This is a genomic window from Plantibacter sp. CFBP 8775 (genome assembly GCF_014839505.1).
Lineage (GTDB): Bacteria > Actinomycetota > Actinomycetes > Actinomycetales > Microbacteriaceae > Plantibacter > Plantibacter auratus.
In genome coordinates this window covers 19,582-35,910 of sequence record NZ_JACYNV010000002.1, presented here as the reverse complement: position 1 = coordinate 35,910, position 16,329 = coordinate 19,582, and the positions used below count along the sequence as shown (strand labels likewise).

Annotated in this window: 20 protein-coding genes; 16 read left to right on the top strand and 4 right to left on the bottom strand. The window is 68.2% G+C overall.

From position 1 onward, the window contains the following. Positions 1-50: 50 nt before the first annotated feature. A complete protein-coding gene (gene lexA / locus IFR14_RS12795) occupies positions 51-749 on the bottom strand; it encodes a transcriptional repressor LexA (RefSeq protein WP_071262299.1) in 699 nt (232 codons plus the stop codon). Positions 750-1,020: 271 nt separating this feature from the next. Between lexA and IFR14_RS12790 the strand changes: the two genes are divergently transcribed. The 3 genes from IFR14_RS12790 (at position 1,021) to IFR14_RS12780 (ending at position 4,074) form a co-directional block, all read left to right on the top strand. After that, complete coding sequence (locus tag IFR14_RS12790) at positions 1,021-1,413, top strand: LysM peptidoglycan-binding domain-containing protein (RefSeq protein WP_191941344.1); 393 nt, start codon at positions 1,021-1,023, stop codon at positions 1,411-1,413. An 89-nt stretch (positions 1,414-1,502) separates the two neighbouring features. After that, a complete protein-coding gene (locus IFR14_RS12785) occupies positions 1,503-2,963 on the top strand; it encodes an amino acid permease (RefSeq protein ID WP_191941343.1) in 1,461 nt (486 codons plus the stop codon). A gap of 31 nt (positions 2,964-2,994) precedes the next feature. After that, positions 2,995-4,074, top strand: coding sequence for a histidinol-phosphate transaminase (locus tag IFR14_RS12780; protein WP_191941342.1), 1,080 nt, complete (start codon positions 2,995-2,997; stop codon positions 4,072-4,074). 34 nt (positions 4,075-4,108) lie between these two features. Here the strand turns inward: IFR14_RS12780 and sufU are convergent, their stop codons facing one another. After that, positions 4,109-4,546 carry a Fe-S cluster assembly sulfur transfer protein SufU gene (sufU, locus tag IFR14_RS12775; RefSeq protein WP_191941341.1) on the bottom strand — a complete coding sequence of 146 codons (438 nt, stop codon included), beginning with the start codon at positions 4,544-4,546 and terminating at the stop codon, positions 4,109-4,111. Beyond that, positions 4,543-5,850 carry a SufS family cysteine desulfurase gene (locus IFR14_RS12770; RefSeq protein ID WP_191941340.1) on the bottom strand — a complete coding sequence of 436 codons (1,308 nt, stop codon included), beginning with the start codon at positions 5,848-5,850 and terminating at the stop codon, positions 4,543-4,545. The genes sufU and IFR14_RS12770 overlap by 4 nt, the downstream gene beginning before the upstream one ends. Positions 5,851-5,960: 110 nt before the next feature. On the opposite strand from IFR14_RS12770, the gene hisB reads away from it, so the two are divergent. The 4 genes from hisB (at position 5,961) to IFR14_RS12750 (ending at position 8,844) form a co-directional block, all read left to right on the top strand. Next, entirely contained in the window at positions 5,961-6,569 is a 609-nt protein-coding gene (hisB, locus tag IFR14_RS12765; protein WP_079707070.1) for an imidazoleglycerol-phosphate dehydratase HisB, read from the top strand. Next, positions 6,566-7,201: an imidazole glycerol phosphate synthase subunit HisH gene (gene hisH / locus IFR14_RS12760; protein ID WP_137243219.1), complete on the top strand. Its 636-nt coding sequence runs from the start codon at positions 6,566-6,568 to the stop codon at positions 7,199-7,201. The genes hisB and hisH overlap by 4 nt, the downstream gene beginning before the upstream one ends. Positions 7,202-7,286: 85 nt before the next feature. Beyond that, complete coding sequence (priA, locus tag IFR14_RS12755; RefSeq protein WP_079707068.1) at positions 7,287-8,033, top strand: bifunctional 1-(5-phosphoribosyl)-5-((5-phosphoribosylamino)methylideneamino)imidazole-4-carboxamide isomerase/phosphoribosylanthranilate isomerase PriA; 747 nt, start codon at positions 7,287-7,289, stop codon at positions 8,031-8,033. Beyond that, positions 8,017-8,844, top strand: a complete 828-nt coding sequence (locus tag IFR14_RS12750; protein ID WP_446728085.1) for an SseB family protein — start codon at positions 8,017-8,019, stop codon at positions 8,842-8,844. Before priA ends, IFR14_RS12750 begins: the two co-directional genes overlap by 17 nt. A 27-nt stretch (positions 8,845-8,871) precedes the next feature. Here the strand turns inward: IFR14_RS12750 and IFR14_RS12745 are convergent, their stop codons facing one another. Further along, positions 8,872-9,243, bottom strand: a complete 372-nt coding sequence (locus IFR14_RS12745) for a DUF1844 domain-containing protein (RefSeq protein ID WP_056012072.1) — start codon at positions 9,241-9,243, stop codon at positions 8,872-8,874. A 230-nt stretch (positions 9,244-9,473) separates the two neighbouring features. On the opposite strand from IFR14_RS12745, the gene infC reads away from it, so the two are divergent. From infC to pheS, 9 genes are all read left to right on the top strand, one after another. After that, a complete protein-coding gene (gene infC / locus IFR14_RS12740; RefSeq protein ID WP_194719021.1) occupies positions 9,474-10,139 on the top strand; it encodes a translation initiation factor IF-3 in 666 nt (221 codons plus the stop codon). A 15-nt stretch (positions 10,140-10,154) separates the two neighbouring features. Further along, a complete protein-coding gene (gene rpmI, locus IFR14_RS12735; RefSeq protein ID WP_056012069.1) occupies positions 10,155-10,349 on the top strand; it encodes a 50S ribosomal protein L35 in 195 nt (64 codons plus the stop codon). A gap of 27 nt (positions 10,350-10,376) precedes the next feature. Next, positions 10,377-10,763: a 50S ribosomal protein L20 gene (gene rplT / locus IFR14_RS12730; protein WP_064294422.1), complete on the top strand. Its 387-nt coding sequence runs from the start codon at positions 10,377-10,379 to the stop codon at positions 10,761-10,763. Between the two features lie 51 nt (positions 10,764-10,814). Continuing rightward, positions 10,815-11,615 carry an RNA methyltransferase gene (locus tag IFR14_RS12725; RefSeq protein ID WP_191941339.1) on the top strand — a complete coding sequence of 267 codons (801 nt, stop codon included), beginning with the start codon at positions 10,815-10,817 and terminating at the stop codon, positions 11,613-11,615. A 221-nt stretch (positions 11,616-11,836) separates the two neighbouring features. After that, the gene (locus IFR14_RS12720; protein ID WP_079707380.1) at positions 11,837-12,556 is read left to right on the top strand and encodes an amino acid ABC transporter ATP-binding protein; all 720 of its coding nucleotides are present in this window, start codon (positions 11,837-11,839) and stop codon (positions 12,554-12,556) included. A gap of 91 nt (positions 12,557-12,647) precedes the next feature. After that, positions 12,648-13,544, top strand: coding sequence for a glutamate ABC transporter substrate-binding protein (locus tag IFR14_RS12715; protein ID WP_191941338.1), 897 nt, complete (start codon positions 12,648-12,650; stop codon positions 13,542-13,544). Positions 13,545-13,651: 107 nt separating this feature from the next. Beyond that, complete coding sequence (locus IFR14_RS12710; protein WP_124769498.1) at positions 13,652-14,299, top strand: amino acid ABC transporter permease; 648 nt, start codon at positions 13,652-13,654, stop codon at positions 14,297-14,299. After that, positions 14,296-15,195, top strand: a complete 900-nt coding sequence (locus tag IFR14_RS12705; RefSeq protein ID WP_191941337.1) for an amino acid ABC transporter permease — start codon at positions 14,296-14,298, stop codon at positions 15,193-15,195. The genes IFR14_RS12710 and IFR14_RS12705 overlap by 4 nt, the downstream gene beginning before the upstream one ends. Before the next feature lie 91 nt (positions 15,196-15,286). Further along, positions 15,287-16,327 carry a phenylalanine--tRNA ligase subunit alpha gene (gene pheS / locus IFR14_RS12700; RefSeq protein WP_191941336.1) on the top strand — a complete coding sequence of 347 codons (1,041 nt, stop codon included), beginning with the start codon at positions 15,287-15,289 and terminating at the stop codon, positions 16,325-16,327. Positions 16,328-16,329 lie beyond the last annotated feature (2 nt).

The following is a 16,329-nucleotide window of genomic DNA, read 5'->3' as shown; positions in this document are numbered from 1 at the left end:
ATCCACGGATCGTCCCGGCCCTCGTCGGTGTCGCGGAGTGGTCCGGTCGGTCAGACCGTCCGGAGCACGGCGACGACCTTGCCGAGGACCTCGGCGTGGTCGCCGAGGATCGGTTCGAAGGCCGAGTTCCGGGGGAGCAGCCAGGTGTGACCGTCGCGCTGGCGGAACACCTTCACGGTCGCCTCCTCGTCGAGCATCGCCGCGACGATCTCGCCGTTCTCGGCGGTCTTCTGCTCGCGGATGACGACCCAGTCGCCGTCGCAGATCGCGGCGTCGACCATCGAGTCGCCGACGACCTTCAGCATGAACAGACTGCCCTTGCCGACCAGCTGACGCGGCAGGGGGAAGATCTCCTCGACCTGCTGCTCGGCCGTGATCGGGATGCCGGCGGCGATGCGACCGACGAGCGGGACCATGGCGGCGTCGCCGACCGGGGGAGCGGAGTCGGGATCGCTCCCCTCGACGGCGCTCGGCAGGTCGATGAGCACCTCGATGGCGCGGGGACGGTTGGGATCGCGTCGGAGGTATCCGCTGAGTTCGAGCTGTCCGAGTTGGTGCGTGACACTCGACAGGGAGGCGAGCCCGACGGCGTCGCCGATCTCGCGCATGCTCGGCGGATATCCGCGCTGTGAGACCGAACGCTGGATGACGTCGAGGATCGCCAGCTGCTTGTCGCTCAGGCTCTTCCGTCGCCGGGTGCCGCCGATCTGGCGCTCCCGGGCTCCGTCGCCCGCCGTGTTCGCTGCCATCTTCGCTCCTGCCCTGATCGGCTGTCGGTGACCGATGTCGGTGGGTGGTGGTGTACTGCTTCCAACACTCGAAACTGTATCCGCACCAGCTCGTCCAGACAAACATCTGTTCGAGCGTGTCGCCGATCCCGCGCGTCTCAGGTACGAAGACAGGGTTGAGTATTCGAACAATCGAAGATATATTCGGAACACAGGTTCGTATCCGGCACTCCTGGTCGAGTGTCGGGTACGAGTCCTCATCACATGATGAGCACACTCTTGGAGGGTTGACATGAGCGCAGCACTGATCGGGTCCCACCGGGCGCTTCCCGCACGGACGGCGCAGACACCGGCGTCAGACGCACCGTCCACACGCCGACTCCGCCTGACGAAGCGCGGCCGCGTCGTCTTCACCACGCTCGCCGCCATCCCGCTGGTCATCGGCGTCGCGGTCGTCGGACTCTCCGCAGGCGGTGCCGCGGCCAACACAGCGGCGGCGGGAGCCACGTTCACGTACATCACGGTCGACCCGGGCGAGTCGCTCTGGCAGCTGGCCGAGTCCATCGCGCCCGACGCCGACCCGCGCGACGTCATCGCCGAGATCATGAACCTCAACCAGCTCAGCACCGCCGGTGTCGAGCCCGGGCAGCGCCTGGCGATCCCGCAGCGGTACGCGGCCGAGTAGGCCGACAATCGGCGGGTCACTCCGCGCTGGTTCTCAGCTATCGTCGATGGCGCGGTGCAACGACGCCCGCAGCATCGTCGGAGGCAAGCATGAGTACAGACGATCGGAGCCGCTCGCTGCTCCGGAAGAAGCCGATCGCGGAGATCGAGGATGAGACCTCCGGTTCGAAGCTGTTCAAGAGCCTCGGGCTCTGGCAACTCACGGCCATCGGGGTCGGTGGCATCATCGGGGTGGGGATCTTCTCCCTCGCCGGACTCGTCGCTCATGGGAGCGAGACCTCGCCCGCTGTCGGGCCAGCCGTCCTCTTCTCGTTCCTGATCGCGGGTCTCGCCTCCGCGGCCGCGGCGTTGTCGTACGCGGAGTTCGCCGGCATGATCCCGAGAGCCGGGTCCGCCTACACCTACGGGTATGTGGCGCTCGGCGAGATCATCGGCTGGTTCATCGGCTGGGACCTGTTGCTCGAGTACATCGCGATCGTCGCGGTGGTCGCGATCGGGATCTCCGGCTACTTCGACGCCTTCCTGTCCGGCATCGGGATCCACATGCCGGCCTGGATGACCTCGACCGCCGACGAGGGGAAGGGCGGCCTCGTCAATCTCCCCGCCATCTTCGTCTGTCTCTTCGTGACCTTCATCCTGAGTCGCGGGACGAAGGCCTTCGGTCGATTCGAGCTCATCGCGGTCGGCATCAAGGTCCTGCTCATCCTGTTCATCATCGGCCTCGGGGTCTTCTACATCGACGGGGAGAACTACGATCCGTTCCTCCCCAGCGGTTTCGGGCCGGTGTTCGCCGGTGCCGCGACGGTCTTCTTCGCGGTCTTCGGATACGACGCGATGAGTACGGCGGCCGAGGAGGCGAAAGACGGCAAGAAGCACATGCCGAAGGCGATCATCCTCTCCCTCATCGTCGCCATGCTCCTGTACGTCGCGGCCACCCTCGTGCTGACCGGCATGCAGAACTACACCGACATCGACCCCACCGCCGGGTTCGCATCGGCGTTCCAGAGCGTCGGCCTGCCCGTGGTGGCGACGATCATCTCCGTGTTCGCCGTCCTGTCGATCCTCACCGTGATGCTGACGTTCCTGTTGGGCGTCACCCGCGTCTGGTTCTCGATGAGTCGCGACGGTCTCCTTCCTCGGTGGTTCTCGCGCACGGACCGGCGAGGCGTGCCGCAGCGGGTGACCTGGATCGCCGGCGGCGCGGCAGCCGTCTTCGCCGGGGTGTTCCCGATCAAGCAGGTCGCCGACCTCACGAACATCGGCATCCTGGCCGCCTTCATCGTGGTCTGCGTGTCGGTGATCGTGTTCCGGTACACGAAGCCGGACGAGCCCCGCTCCTTCCGGTTGCCGTTGATGCCGTTCGTCCCGGCGTTCGGCGTCCTGGCGTCCGGCTTCCTGATCCTGCAGTTGCACTGGGAGACCTGGCTGCGGTTCGGGGTCTGGCTCGTGATCGGTCTCATCGTGTACTTCGCCTACGGGCGACGCCACTCGCTGTTGAACCCGGCGAGCCCCCGGCACGAGGTCCTTCGTCGGGAGCGTCAGGCGGAGTGAGCGCGCCGGTCGGAGTGGCTAGCATTGTGAGGTGACCGCTCTCGACGACCTCCCCATCCGCGACGACCTCCGAGGACAGCGCCCGTACGGCGCTCCCCAGGCCCTGGTGCCGGTGGCGCTCAACGTCAACGAGAACACACACCCGATCCCCGAGGCGGTCGCGCACGACATCGTCGCCTCGCTCGCCTCCGCGGTCCTCACGGTGAACCGGTACCCCGATCGCGAGTTCACGGAACTCCGGGAGGCGCTGGCGGGATACCTGGGTCGCGGGGTGACCCCGGAGCAGATCTGGGCGGGGAACGGGTCGAACGAGGTGCTGCAGCACATCCTGCAGGCCTTCGGTGGTCCCGGGCGATCGCTCCTCGGGTTCACGCCGACGTACTCGATGTATCCGCTCCTGGCCGCCGGCGTCGGCACCAGGTGGATCCCCGCGACGCGCGACGCCGAGTTCGAGCTCTCGCCCGAGACCGCCGCGCGTCAGGTGGCCGAGGCGGATCCCGACCTCGTGTTCCTCTGCTCGCCCAACAACCCCACCGGAACACCGTTGTCGCTCGAGACCATCACCGCGGTGTACGAGGCGTCGCGGGGCATGGTGATCGTCGACGAAGCGTATGCGGAGTTCGCTCCTGACGACGAGGCGAGCGCGCTCACGCTGTTGGAGGGGCGTCCGCGCCTGATCGTCTCCAGGACGATGAGCAAGGCCTTCGCCTTCGCCGGGGTCCGTCTCGGGTACCTCGCCGCCGACCCTGCGGTCGTCGACGCACTGAGACTCGTCCGGCTCCCGTACCACCTGAGCGCCCTGACGCAGGCGGCCGCGACCGCCGCACTGCGGCACGCCGACGAGATGCTGGCGATGGTCGACGACATCCGGACCCAGCGCGATCGCCTCGTCGTCGAGCTCGGACGTCTCGGCTACGACCCGAAGCGGAGCGGATCCAACTTCGTCCTGTTCGGTGGCGTGGCCGATCCGCACGCGGCGTTCGAGGCGCTCTTCGCGCGCGGGATCCTCATCCGTGACGTCGGCATCCCGAACCACCTGCGGGTGACCGCGGGCACCGAAGCGGAGACGACCGCGTTCCTCGAGGCCTTGGCGGCGATCAGCCCCGTCTGACCAGCCCTCGGCCGGGCGGAGGTGGGGCGCCTGCTCACGGCAGGCGGGAGATGGCCTCCTCTGCGGCGACCCAGGGGAGCATGGCGCACTTCACGCGGGCGATGTAGCGCGAGACGCCGCTGAACGCCGCGGCGTCTCCGAACCGTTCCTCGTCGAACTCGAGCGTGCCCCGCGAGCGGATGACCGTCCGGAACTCGTCGACCAGGGCCTGGAGCTCGGCCGGTGTGAGGCCTGCCGCGAGGTCGCTCAAGCAGGAGCTCGACGCCTGCGAGATCGAGCAGCCGTGCCCCTCCCAGGCGATCGGTGCGAGACGACCGTCGGGCCCGGGGTGGAGCTGCAGGGTGACCTCGTCGCCGCAGGTGGGGTTGAGCTGGTGCGACTCGGCGGCGGGCGCGTCCCGCAACCCGAAGCCGTGGCGCTGGCGGGCGTGGTCGAGGATGAGCTCCTGGTAGAGGCTCTCCAGGCCGCTCATCGGGACACCCCGAAGAACGGACCGACGAGGGTGGCGGCCTCGAGGAAGGCGTCGATCTCGGCCTCCGTCGTGTAGAGGTAGCTGCTCGCGCGGGTGGACGCGGTGAGGCCCAACCGGCGGTGGAGTGGTTGCGCGCAGTGGTGACCGACGCGCACCGCGATGCCGCGATCATCGAAGAACTGACCGACGTCGTGGGCGTGCACGCCGGCGAGGTCGAAGCTCGCCAGCCCGGCGCGAGGAGTTCCGGGCGGCGGGCCGATGAGCGTGACGCCGGGGATGGCGGCGAGTCCGGCCGCGAGTCGCTGTCCGTAGGCCGCCTCGGTGGCGTGGACACGGTCCATGCCGACCGCTTGCAGGAACCGGACGGCGCTCGCGAGGGCGATCGCCTGCGACACCGGCTGGGTCCCGGCCTCGAACCGTTGCGGGGCGGGCAGGAACTCCGCGCCGTCGAGTGTGACGGTCGTGATCATCGACCCGCCGGTGAGGAAGGGGGGAAGGGCATCGAGCAGCCGGCGGCGACCCCACAGGGCCCCGATGCCGTTCGGACCGAGCATCTTGTGGCCGGAGAACACGAGGAAGTCGACCCCGAGGGACGGGACGTCGACGGGCAGGTGCGGGACGGACTGGCAGGCGTCGAGCACGGTCAGCGCGCCGACGCGTTCGGCGAGGGCGACGAGCTCGGAGACCGGCGCGATCGCCCCGGTGACGTTGGACACGTGTGCGAACGCGATGATGCGCGTGCGTTCGCCGATGACGTCGCCTGCGGCGTCGAGACGCAGCACGCCGTCGTCGTCGACCGGCAGGTGACGGAGGGTCGCACCGGTGCGTGCGGCGAGTTGCTGCCAGGGGATGAGGTTCGCGTGGTGTTCGAGTTCCGTGACGACGATCTCGTCGCCTGGGCCGAGGCGGAATTGCTCGGCGGCGGCACCACCGAGGCCGGCGCTCGCATTCCCGATGGCCCCGGCGATGAGGTTGAGGGCTGCGGTCGCGCCGGAGGTCCAGACGAGTTCCCGCTCGTCGGCACCGATGAACGCGGCGACGGTCGCGCGCGCGTCCTCGAAGAGCTCCGTCGCTTCGGCGGCCAGGAGGTGGGCGCCACGGTGGACGGCGGCGTTCTGGTGCGTCGCGTAGTCACGCTCCGCGTCGATGACCTCGATCGGGCGTTGCGAGGTGGCTCCGGAGTCCAGATAGACGAGCGGGTGTCCGTTCATCTCCCGGGCGAGGATCGGGAACCGTTCACGGAGAGCGGCGATCTCCGTCGCGTCGAGTGGGACGGCCGGGGCGATGCTGGGTGTGGAAGTCATGACCTCTCAACGATAGGCGTCGCCACGCCCTGGTGCAGCCGCATGACGCGACGATGCCCACCCGTCGACACACGGCGTGCAGCGCCGGTGCGCTCGATACACTGGATCCCATGACCACCCAGCAGCGCACGGCCCGGATCCAGCGCGCGACGAGCGAGTCCAGCATCGAGCTGGAATTGAACCTCGACGGCACCGGCACGAGCAGCATCGAGACCTCCGTCCCGTTCTACAACCACCTGCTCACGGCCTTCGCGAAGCACTCGCTGACCGACCTGACCGTCCGTGCGACGGGCGATGTCGACATCGACGTCCACCACACGGTCGAGGACGTCGGTATCGTCCTGGGCCAGGCGATCCGTCAGGCGCTCGGCGACAAGGCCGGCATCTCTCGGTACGGCGACGCGCTGGTCCCGCTCGACGAGGCGCTCGTGCAGGCCGTGGTCGACATCTCCGGTCGTCCGTACCTCGTGCACGGCGGGGAACCGGCCGGATTCGAGTTCCACCTCATCGGCGGGCACTTCACGGGTTCGATGGTGCGTCACGTCTTCGAGGCGATCACCTTCAACGCGGGCCTCACCGTGCACGTGAACGTCCTCGGCGGTCGCGATCCGCACCACATCGCCGAAGCGGAGTTCAAGGCGTTCGCGCGGGCCTTCCGGCAGGCGAAGGCGTTCGACCCGCTGGTCCAGGGCATCCCGTCGACGAAGGGCGCGCTGTGAGTGCACGCCCGTCGGTGGTCGTCCTCGACTACGGCTCCGGCAACGTGCACTCCGCCGTCAAGGCCCTCGAGCTCGCCGGCGCCGACGTCGTGCTGACGGGCGACCGCCAGGCCGCCCAGGCCGCCGACGGTCTCGTCGTGCCAGGGGTCGGTGCCTTCGATGCGGTGATCGGCGCCCTCCGTTCTTCCCACGGCGACGAGGTCATCGACCGTCGTCTCGCGGGAGGCCGTCCCGTCCTCGGCATCTGCGTGGGGATGCAGGTCATGTTCGAGCGTGGTTTGGAGCGCGGTTCCGAGGCCGAGGGCCTGGGGGAGTGGCCCGGCGCGGTCACCGAACTCGAGGCGCCCGTCCTGCCGCACATGGGCTGGAACACGGTGTCGCCGGACGCGGGGTCCGTGCTCTTCGACGGCCTCGCCGACGAGCGCTTCTACTTCGTCCACTCCTATGCCGCACAGCAGTGGACCCTCGAGGTCATGCCGCCGTTCCCCGAGCCGCGCCTCACCTGGGCGACCCACGGCGTGCCGTTCCTCGCGGCCGTCGAGAACGGTCCGCTGTCGGCGACGCAGTTCCACCCGGAGAAGTCGGGCGACGCCGGTATCCGTCTGCTGTCCAACTGGCTCGGCACCCTGTAGCCGACTAGGATCAGGTGCTTGTGCCACGAGGCATGCTGTGCGCCGGGAACCGAGGGGCTCGCAGCTCCCGAAGAGACGGTGGATCATGAACGAGTTCAACACGACGGCCGGACTGACGCTACTCCCCGCGATCGACATCGTGGACGGCAAGGCCGTCCGGTTGACGCGCGGCGAGGCCGGTTCGGAGACGAACTACGGCGAGCCCGTCGACGCGGCCCTGGACTGGGCTCGCCAGGGGGCGGAGTGGATCCACCTCGTCGACCTCGACGCCGCGTTCGGTCGTGGCGACAACCGGTCGATCATCCGCAAGGTCATCTCGAAGGCGCGCGGCGTCAACATCGAGCTGTCGGGCGGCATCCGCGACGACGCCTCCCTCGAGCAGGCGCTCGAGACGGGCGTCGCACGCGTCAACCTCGGGACCGCGGCGCTCGAGAACCCCGAGTGGGCCGCGAGTGTCATCGCCCAGTACGGCGAGGCGATCGCGGTCGGCCTCGACGTCCGTGGCACGACGCTCGCCGCTCGCGGCTGGACGCAGGACGCCGGCGACCTGTGGACGGTCCTCGACCGTCTCGAGGAGGCGGGCTGCGCACGCTACGTCGTGACGGACGTCACGAAGGACGGCACGATGCAGGGGCCGAACATCGAACTGCTCCGACAGGTGCTCGAGCGCACGGAGCGGCCGGTGGTGGCCTCCGGCGGCATCTCGAGCCTTGACGATCTGGTCGCGCTGCGCGAGCTGGTCCCCCTGGGGCTCGAGGGCGCCATCATCGGGAAGGCGCTCTACAACGGCGCGTTCACCCTGGCCGAGGCGCTGGATGTCTCGGGCCGCTGACGAATCCTCCGCGCCCGACCGGCACGGTCCGTCGGGCGGGCATGCCCAGCGTGCGATGGGTGGCGCCGATTCGGCCGGCCAGCCCTGGGCCGGTCGGAGCTTCCAGCCGAACGCGAGTTCCGGTGACGACGGCAGTGCGCCCGAGCGGCTGATCGAGTCCCTCCGACGCTTCCGGACAGGCGAGGTCGGGGAGGCCGAGGTCGTCGACGCGTTCCGGGACTCCCGTCTGCTCATCCCGCTCGTGGCCCACCTCGGTGAGGCCGGCGAGAACGAGCACGGCCAGTTGGTCGACAAGTCGCAGGAGCTGTCCATCGTGACCGTGACCGGTCCGGACGGCCGCACCGTGCTCCCGGTGTTCAGCTCGGTGCAGGCGATGTCCGCCTGGAACCGGACGGCGAGGCCGATCCCGGCCGACGGCGTCCGGGTCGCCCTGGCGGCCGCGAGCGAGCAGACGGACGTGGTGGTCCTCGATCCGACGTCGAGCACCGAGTTCGCCGTACGCCGCCCCGCGCTGTGGGCGATCGCGCAGTCGCAGCCGTGGACGCCCAGCTTCGCGGACCCGCTGGTGCGCGACGCGTTCGAGCGGTCGATCGAGCAGGAGCTCGCGGTCGTGAGTGTGCGCCTGCGAGCCGGAGATCCTGAGGCGAAGCTCGCCGGATCCGAGCTCGTGGTCGAGCTCGGCCTGCTGCAGGGACTGACCCAGCAGGAGCTCGACGCAGTGCTCGCGCGGCTGGCTCAGCGCTGGGCCGCGGACGAGGTCATCGCGACGCGCGTCGACTCGCTCGCGGTGTCGCTCCGCCCCGCCGACTGATCGGCGAGGCGGAGCGCCGCGCTGCGATCAGGTGACCGGGCCGGTCCACTTCTCGCCGGGACCCTTGCCGATGGGATCCTGGATGGTGGACGCCTCCCGGAAGGCGAGCTGCAGGGATCGCAGGCCGTCGCGCAGCGACCGGGCGTGCATGTCGCTGATCTCCGGGGCGCCCGCGGTGATGAGCCCGGCGAGGGCGTTGATGAGCTTGCGGGCTTCGTCGAGGTCCGTCTGGGCGTCGGGGGCGTCCGCGAGGCCGCACTTGACCGCTGCGGCGCTCATGAGGTGCACGGCGGCGGTGGTGATGACCTCGACGGCGGGAACGTCGGCGATGTCCCGGGTGGCCTGATCGGCCCCTCCCGACTCGTCGTCGTGGTCGTACGGGCTGGTGGTGTTGTTCACGTGGATCCTCTGTTAGACTCGTGCGGTGCTCCGAGACATGTCTCGGTACGAAAGAGGAGATTCTCCCACCCGCGCTTGACCGCTTCACAAGGTTACCGGGTTGTCACGCTCCGCCTGTCGCTTCACCGCTTCGGGTCGTCGGGCGTGGTGCCTTCCGACAGGTGTTCTGAACACCGGCGGAGGGTACGGGTGTGTGGTGAACCGATTTCGTCGCGTCGCAGGTATCGGACCTGGTCGCGTGGCATCCCACCCAGTCAGAGGAGCTCCGCATCAGCGATCCCCGTACCAATGACCGTATCCGCGTCCCGGAGGTCCGACTCGTCGGTCCCGGCGGAGAACAGGTCGGCGTCGTCAAAATCGAGGTCGCCCTTCGCCTCGCGCAGGAAGCGGATCTCGACCTCGTCGAGGTCGCACCCAACTCCAAGCCGCCCGTCGCGAAGATCATGGACTACGGCAAGTTCAAGTACGAGGCTGCGCAGAAGGCCAAAGAGGCCCGGCGCAACCAGGCGAACACGATCCTCAAAGAGGTCCGGTTCCGCCTCAAGATCGATCAGCACGACTACGAGACCAAGCGCAAGCGCGCCGAGGGCTTCCTCAAGGCCGGTGACAAGGTGAAAGCCATGATCCAGTTCCGCGGCCGCGAGCAGTCCCGCCCAGAGCAGGGCGTCCGCCTGCTCCAGAAGTTCGCCGAGGACGTGTCCGAGTGGGGCACCGTCGAGTCCACCCCCATGGTCGACGGTCGCAACATGGTGATGGTCGTCGGTCCACTCAAGAACAAGTCCGAGGCGAAAGCCGAAGCCAACGCACAACGTGCGGCATCCAAGGCACGTCCGGCTGAAGCCGACGAAGCCGACGAGGCTGCTCCGGTGGAGTCATCCACCGACGAGAACCGATAAGAAACGAGGAATCCCATGCCGAAGCAGAAGACCCACTCCGGGGCCAAGAAGCGATTCAAGGTCACCGGCAGCGGCAAGCTGATGAAGCAGCAGGCCGGTATGCGACACAACCTGGAGAGCAAGTCCAGCCGTCGCACCCGTCGCCTGAACCAGGACCAGGTGCTGGCGCCCGCCGACGCCAAGGTCATGAAGAAGCTGCTCGGTCGCTAGACCGTTTACCCGTAAGGAACTAGGAACATGGCAAGAGTCAAAAGGGCGGTCAACGCTCACAAGAAGCGTCGCGTCATCCTCGAGCGCGCCGCCGGTTACCGCGGTCAGCGTTCGCGTCTGTACCGCAAGGCCAAGGAGCAGGTCACTCACTCCCTCGTCTACTCGTACCGCGACCGTCGTGCGCGCAAGGGTGACTTCCGTCGCCTCTGGATCCAGCGCATCAACGCGGCTTCGCGTGCCAACGGCATGACGTACAACCGCTTCATCCAGGGTCTCGGCCTCGCCGGGATCGAGGTCGACCGCCGTATCCTCGCGGACCTCGCGGTGCACGAGCCCGCCACCTTCGCGGCCCTCGTCGCGTCGGCTAAGGCCGCGCTGCCCGCCGACACCTCGGCGCCCAAGGTCTCCGCGTAGTCGGAAGCCCTGCGTCCGACCGGACGACGTGTTNACCAATAGGATGGGTGCGTGCTTGACAATCCGCGGTCACCGCGCGTCCGTTCCGTCGCCAAACTCGCCAAGCGTCCGGCGAGACAGGAGACCGGCCTGTTCCTCCTCGAAGGACCACAGGCGGTCTCGGAGGCCCTGCAGTTCCGGCCCGACCTGATCCTCGAGCTGTACGCGACGCCGACGGCCCTCGAGCGCTACACCGAGATCGGGGCCGCGGCCGCCGGTGCGGGACTCGAGGTCGAGTTCGTCACCGAGCAGGTCCTCGAGTCGATGGCCGACACCGTCACCCCGCAGGGGTTCATCGCGGTCGCGCAGCAGTTCCCGACCTCGATCAAGGACATCTTCGCCGGAGAGCCGCAGCTTGTCGTCATCCTGGAGGAGGTCCGCGATCCGGGCAACCTCGGGACGATCATCCGAGCCGCCGACGCCGCCGGCGCGGACGCCGTCGTCCTGAGCGGACGGACCGTCGACCTCTACAACCCGAAGGTCGTGCGCTCCACGACCGGCTCGCTCTTCCACCTGCCCGTCGCGGTCGGTGTCGAGCTGCCCGCCGTGCTGGAACGGGCCCGTGCAGCGGGACTGCAGACGCTCGCGGCCGACATCAAGGGCGAGGACCTCCTCGTGGCCCGGTCGGAAGGTGTGCTCGCGCGGCCGACGGCATGGGTGTTCGGCAACGAGGCCAGGGGACTCACCGACGAGCACCTCGAGCTCGTCGACCGTGCGGTTACGGTACCGATCTACGGCCGTGCCGAGAGCATGAACCTGGCCACGGCGGCATCGGTGTGCGTCTTCGAGAGCGCGTTCGCGCAGCACGCGTGAGCGCCTGAGGCGTCTACCGTCGAGGTTACGAAACGGTAACCGTAGCGCTTCCGTCATGCGCACGAAACACACGGTCACCTAGTTTGGGTTACATGGAGCCAACAGTGTCCCCGAACTCCGGCCCGACGGAACCCGATGCAGCAGCCTCGCATGGTGCCGCCGGCGCATACGAGACCACGAGCAACCCGATCCAGGCAGGGCGCGGCGAGCCCCTCGTCGTCATGGAGAACGTCGAGAAGCACTACGGCGAGTTCCACGCCCTGAAGGACATCAACCTCACCGTCAACAAGGGTGAGGTCGTCGTCGTGATCGGACCGTCCGGGTCCGGCAAGTCGACCCTCTGCCGGACGATCAACCGGCTCGAGACGATCAGCTCGGGGGAGATCCGGATCGACGGCAAGAAGCTGCCGGAGGAGGGCAAGCAGCTCGCCGAGCTGCGCGCCGACGTCGGCATGGTGTTCCAGTCGTTCAACCTGTTCGCGCACAAGACGATCCGCGAGAACGTCACCCTCGGCCCGATCAAGGTGCGCAAGCAGAAGAAGCGCGACGCCGACGATGCGGCGAAGGTGCTGCTCGAACGCGTCGGCATCGGCGTGCAGGCCGACAAGCTGCCGGCACAGTTGTCCGGCGGGCAGCAGCAGCGCGTGGCGATCGCCCGCGCCCTCGCGATGAAGCCGAAGGTCATGCTGTTCGACGAGCCGACCTCGGCCCTCGACCCCGAGATGATCAACGAGGTCCTCGACGTCATGGTGCAGCTCGCCAGCGAGGGCATGACGATGATCGTCGTCACCCACGAGATGGGCTTCGCCAGGAAGGCCGCCGACCGCGTCGTCTTCATGGCCGACGGCGAGATCCTCGAGGACACCGACCCCGAGTCGTTCTTCACGAACCCGCAATCCGAGCGGGCGAAGGACTTCCTGTCGAAGCTCCTCACCCACTGACCCATCCGACTCCGGATCGCGCGACCCGCGCGGCGACCCGGAACTGACCAACCGATCGGCCCGTCCCGGGCACCAAGGAAGGAAGGAAAACATGCGCAAGAGGCTCATGTTCATCACCGCGGGAGTCGCTGCAGCAGCGCTCGCGCTCAGCGGGTGCAGCGGCGGCGACGCCGGCACCGGATCGACCGACGGCGCGTCCGACGGCGGCGCACTCTTCGAGGTCGCCTCCGACGTCCAGCTCGAGGGCAGCCCCACGTACGACGCGATGGTGAAGGCCGACAAGGTTCGCATCGGTGTCAAGGAGGACCAGCCCGGTCTCGGATACCTCGACGCCGCCACCGGCGAGCGTTCCGGCTTCGACGTCGAGATGGCCACCTGGATCGCCGCGTCGCTCGGCTTCGAAGCCGACAAGATCGAGTTCAAGGCGATCCCGAGCGCCAACCGCGAATCGGCCATCGTGAACGGTGACATCGACTACTACGTCGGCACCTACTCGATCACCGACAAGCGCAAGGAGCAGATCGACTTCGCCGGACCGTACTTCGAGACCGGCCAGGGCCTGCTCGTCGCCGCGGACAACGACGACATCAAGGGCGAGGACGACCTCGCCGGCAAGACCGTGTGTTCGGCGACGGGCTCCACGCCCATCCAGAACATCAAGGACAACTTCCCCGACACCAAGACGGAGGAGTTCGACACCTACTCGCAGTGTGTCGAGGCCCTGAACGACGGCAAGGTCGACGCGGTCACGACCGACCAGGCGATCCTGATCGGGTACGCGGCGCAGTTCCCCGACGACCTCAAGGTCGTGGGCGAGCCGTTCAGCACCGAGCTGTACGGCATCGGTCTGCCGAAGGGTGACGACGCCCTCCGCCACTTCATCAACACGATGTTCACCGATGGCGGCGACACCTGGACCAAGATCTACGACGCCACCCTCGGCGCCTCCGGCACCAAGGTGACCCAGCCGGCGGTCGACGACTACTAAGCAGCGCCCCGGGCGGCCGCCGACCAGCGGCCGTCCGGGGGAGCTGTCCCGTCGACTCCGCCCAGGCGCCCGCCAGGGGCGTCCCCCTCCCGAAAGGCGTGCGCGACATGAACGTCCTGCTCGACAACCTCGACCTCTTCGTCACGGGCTTCCGCAACACCCTGCTGCTCTTCGTGGTGTCGGGGTTCTTCGCGCTCATCCTCGGTACCATCGTCGGTGCCATGCGGGTCTCGCCGGTCCCTGCGATGCGCCTCTTCGGCACCGTGTACGTCAACACGGTGCGCAACACCCCGCTGACCCTCATCCTCTTCTTCTTCGCCTTCGGCTACCCGAAGCTCGGGCTCCCCGAAGTGAGCTACACGACGCTCGCGATCATCGGGCTGAGCCTCTACACCGCGACCTACGTCGCAGAGGTCCTGCGGTCCGGCGTCAACACGGTGCCGATCGGTCAGGCCGAGGCCGCACGCGCGATCGGGCTGCCGTTCGGACAGACCATGACGCTCGTCATCCTGCCGCAGGCGTTCCGTGCCGTGCTGCCTCCGCTGTTCAGCGTGCTCATCGCCCTACTCAAGAACACGACGGTCGCCGCCGGCTTCTCCGTCGCCGAAGCGGGCGCGATCCGCGCGAACCTGTCAGAGCGCGGTGAGCCGCTGCTCGTCGGTCTCCTGTGGGTCGCCCTCATCTTCGTGGCGCTCGTGTCGCTCCTGTCCCTCGCCCAACGGGCCTTCGAGAAGAAGTGGAGGATCGCGCGATGAGCTCCGTCCTGTTCGACACCCCCGGCCCGAAGGCCATCGTCCGCTATCGCTGGATCGGTGCGGCGACGGTGCTCGTCGTCGCCGGCATCCTCGCCTTCGTCGTCTTCCGCTTCATCGAGACCGGACAGTTCACCGCCTCGAAGTGGAAGCTCTTCAGCTTCCCGCGTGTCTGGGAGCAGATCCTCCAGGCGACGGGTGCGACCCTGTCCGCGTTCGCGGTCGCCGCCGTCTGCAGCGTCGTCCTCGGACTGGTGCTGGCGATCGGCCGACTGTCCGACCACAAGATTATCAGCGTCCCCTTCACGATCTTCATCGAGTTCTTCCGGGCGGTCCCGGTCCTCATCCTGATGATGCTCATGTACTACGGGCTGCCGCCCCTCGGCTTCACCTTCGTGACGCCGTTCGTCGCCGTCGCCATCGCGCTGACGCTGTACAACGGCGCGGTGTTCTCCGAGATCTTCCGAGCGGGCATCGAGTCGCTGCCGAAGGGGCAGGGCGAGGCCGCCTACGCCATCGGCCTGCGGAAGTCCGCCGTCCTGCGCCTCATCCTGTTCCCGCAGGCGATCCGCGCGATGCTGCCGGTGATCATCGCCCAGCTCGTCGTCGCCCTCAAGGACACGGCACTCGGCTTCCTGATCACCTATCAGGAGCTCCTCTACCTCGCGAAGCAGTTCGGGTCGCAGGCGCTCTACGGCAGCCCGATCATCCCCTCGATCATCGTGATGGGCTCGATCTACATCGTGCTCTGCCTGATCCTCTCGGGCGTCGCGAAGATCGTCGAGGTGCGTACCCGACGGTCGCCGCGGACGCCGAAGGAACAGGCCGTGACGGAGGACACGACGACCAAGATCCTCGGCATCCAGGCGGGGAACCAGTCGTCCGGCGCGAGCGTCTGACCTCGTCCCGACGGAGCCCAGGCGATCGGGCCGCCGTCGGGGCGAGGACGGTCGCCCATGTGGGCCGACCGCCTGGGTAGACTTGGCTCTCGTGTCCGACGCATCCTCAATCTCCGAACCAGCGGTGAACGCCGCGGTCGACGCCGCTCTCGAAGCGATCGCCGCAGCCACCGACTCGGCCGCCCTGAAAGCGGTCCGATCAGCCCACGCCGGCGAAGCGTCACCGCTCGCCGCCCTGAACGGGTCGCTCCGCAGCGTGCCGAACGACCAGAAGGCCGCGCTCGGCAAGCTGGTCGGTCAGGCCCGCGGGCGCGTCTCGAAGGCGTTGAGCGAGCGCGAGGGCGAGATCGTCGCCGCGGAGACGGAGGCACGACTCGCAGCCGAGGCGATCGACGTCACCGCCGTGCCGCTGCGTCGGTCGGTCGGGGCCAGGCACCCGCTCACTCTCCTCCAGGACCGCGTGTCCGACATCTTCGTCGGCATGGGGTGGGAGATCGCCGAGGGGCCCGAGGTCGAGAGCGAGTGGTTCAACTTCGACGCCCTGAACTTCGACGCCGACCACCCGGCCCGCGCGATGCAGGACACCTTCTTCGTGGAGCCGCTGGAGTCGCACCTCGTCCTGCGGACGCACACGTCGCCGGTCCAGGTGCGCTCGCTGCTCGAGCGCGAGCTCCCCGTGTACGTGCTCGCCCCCGGGCGGGTCTACCGCACGGACGAGCTCGACGCGACGCACACGCCCGTCTTCATGCAGTTCGAGGGTCTCGCCGTCGACAAGGGCCTGACGATGGCGCACCTGCGCGGAACGCTCGACCACTTCGTGAAGAGCGTCTTCGGCGACGACGCGAAGGTCCGCCTGCGTCCCAGCTACTTCCCCTTCACCGAGCCGAGCGCCGAGCTCGACTTCTGGCACCCGACCTTCAAGGACGGACCGCGTTGGATCGAGTGGGGTGGGTGCGGCATGATCAACCCGAACGTGCTCCGGTCCGCCGGTATCGACCCCGAGGTCTACTCGGGCTTCGCCTTCGGGATGGGGGTCGAGCGCGGTCTGATGCTGCGCGACGGCGTGCAGGACATGCGAGAGATGGTGGAGGGCGACGTCCGCTTCTCCCAGCAGTTCGGGATGGTGGTGTAGTC

Coding starts and splice junctions, on each gene's coding strand:
- lexA (WP_071262299.1), bottom strand. CDS start 749: ATGGCAGCGAACACGGCGGGCGACGGAGCCCGGGAGCGCCAGATCGGC.
- IFR14_RS12790 (WP_191941344.1), top strand. CDS start 1,021: ATGAGCGCAGCACTGATCGGGTCCCACCGGGCGCTTCCCGCACGGACG.
- IFR14_RS12785 (WP_191941343.1), top strand. CDS start 1,503: ATGAGTACAGACGATCGGAGCCGCTCGCTGCTCCGGAAGAAGCCGATC.
- sufU (WP_191941341.1), bottom strand. CDS start 4,546: ATGAGCGGCCTGGAGAGCCTCTACCAGGAGCTCATCCTCGACCACGCC.
- IFR14_RS12770 (WP_191941340.1), bottom strand. CDS start 5,850: ATGACTTCCACACCCAGCATCGCCCCGGCCGTCCCACTCGACGCGACG.
- hisB (WP_079707070.1), top strand. CDS start 5,961: ATGACCACCCAGCAGCGCACGGCCCGGATCCAGCGCGCGACGAGCGAG.
- priA (WP_079707068.1), top strand. CDS start 7,287: ATGAACGAGTTCAACACGACGGCCGGACTGACGCTACTCCCCGCGATC.
- IFR14_RS12750 (WP_446728085.1), top strand. CDS start 8,017: ATGTCTCGGGCCGCTGACGAATCCTCCGCGCCCGACCGGCACGGTCCG.
- rpmI (WP_056012069.1), top strand. CDS start 10,155: ATGCCGAAGCAGAAGACCCACTCCGGGGCCAAGAAGCGATTCAAGGTC.
- rplT (WP_064294422.1), top strand. CDS start 10,377: ATGGCAAGAGTCAAAAGGGCGGTCAACGCTCACAAGAAGCGTCGCGTC.
- IFR14_RS12720 (WP_079707380.1), top strand. CDS start 11,837: ATGGAGAACGTCGAGAAGCACTACGGCGAGTTCCACGCCCTGAAGGAC.
- IFR14_RS12715 (WP_191941338.1), top strand. CDS start 12,648: ATGCGCAAGAGGCTCATGTTCATCACCGCGGGAGTCGCTGCAGCAGCG.
- IFR14_RS12710 (WP_124769498.1), top strand. CDS start 13,652: ATGAACGTCCTGCTCGACAACCTCGACCTCTTCGTCACGGGCTTCCGC.
- IFR14_RS12705 (WP_191941337.1), top strand. CDS start 14,296: ATGAGCTCCGTCCTGTTCGACACCCCCGGCCCGAAGGCCATCGTCCGC.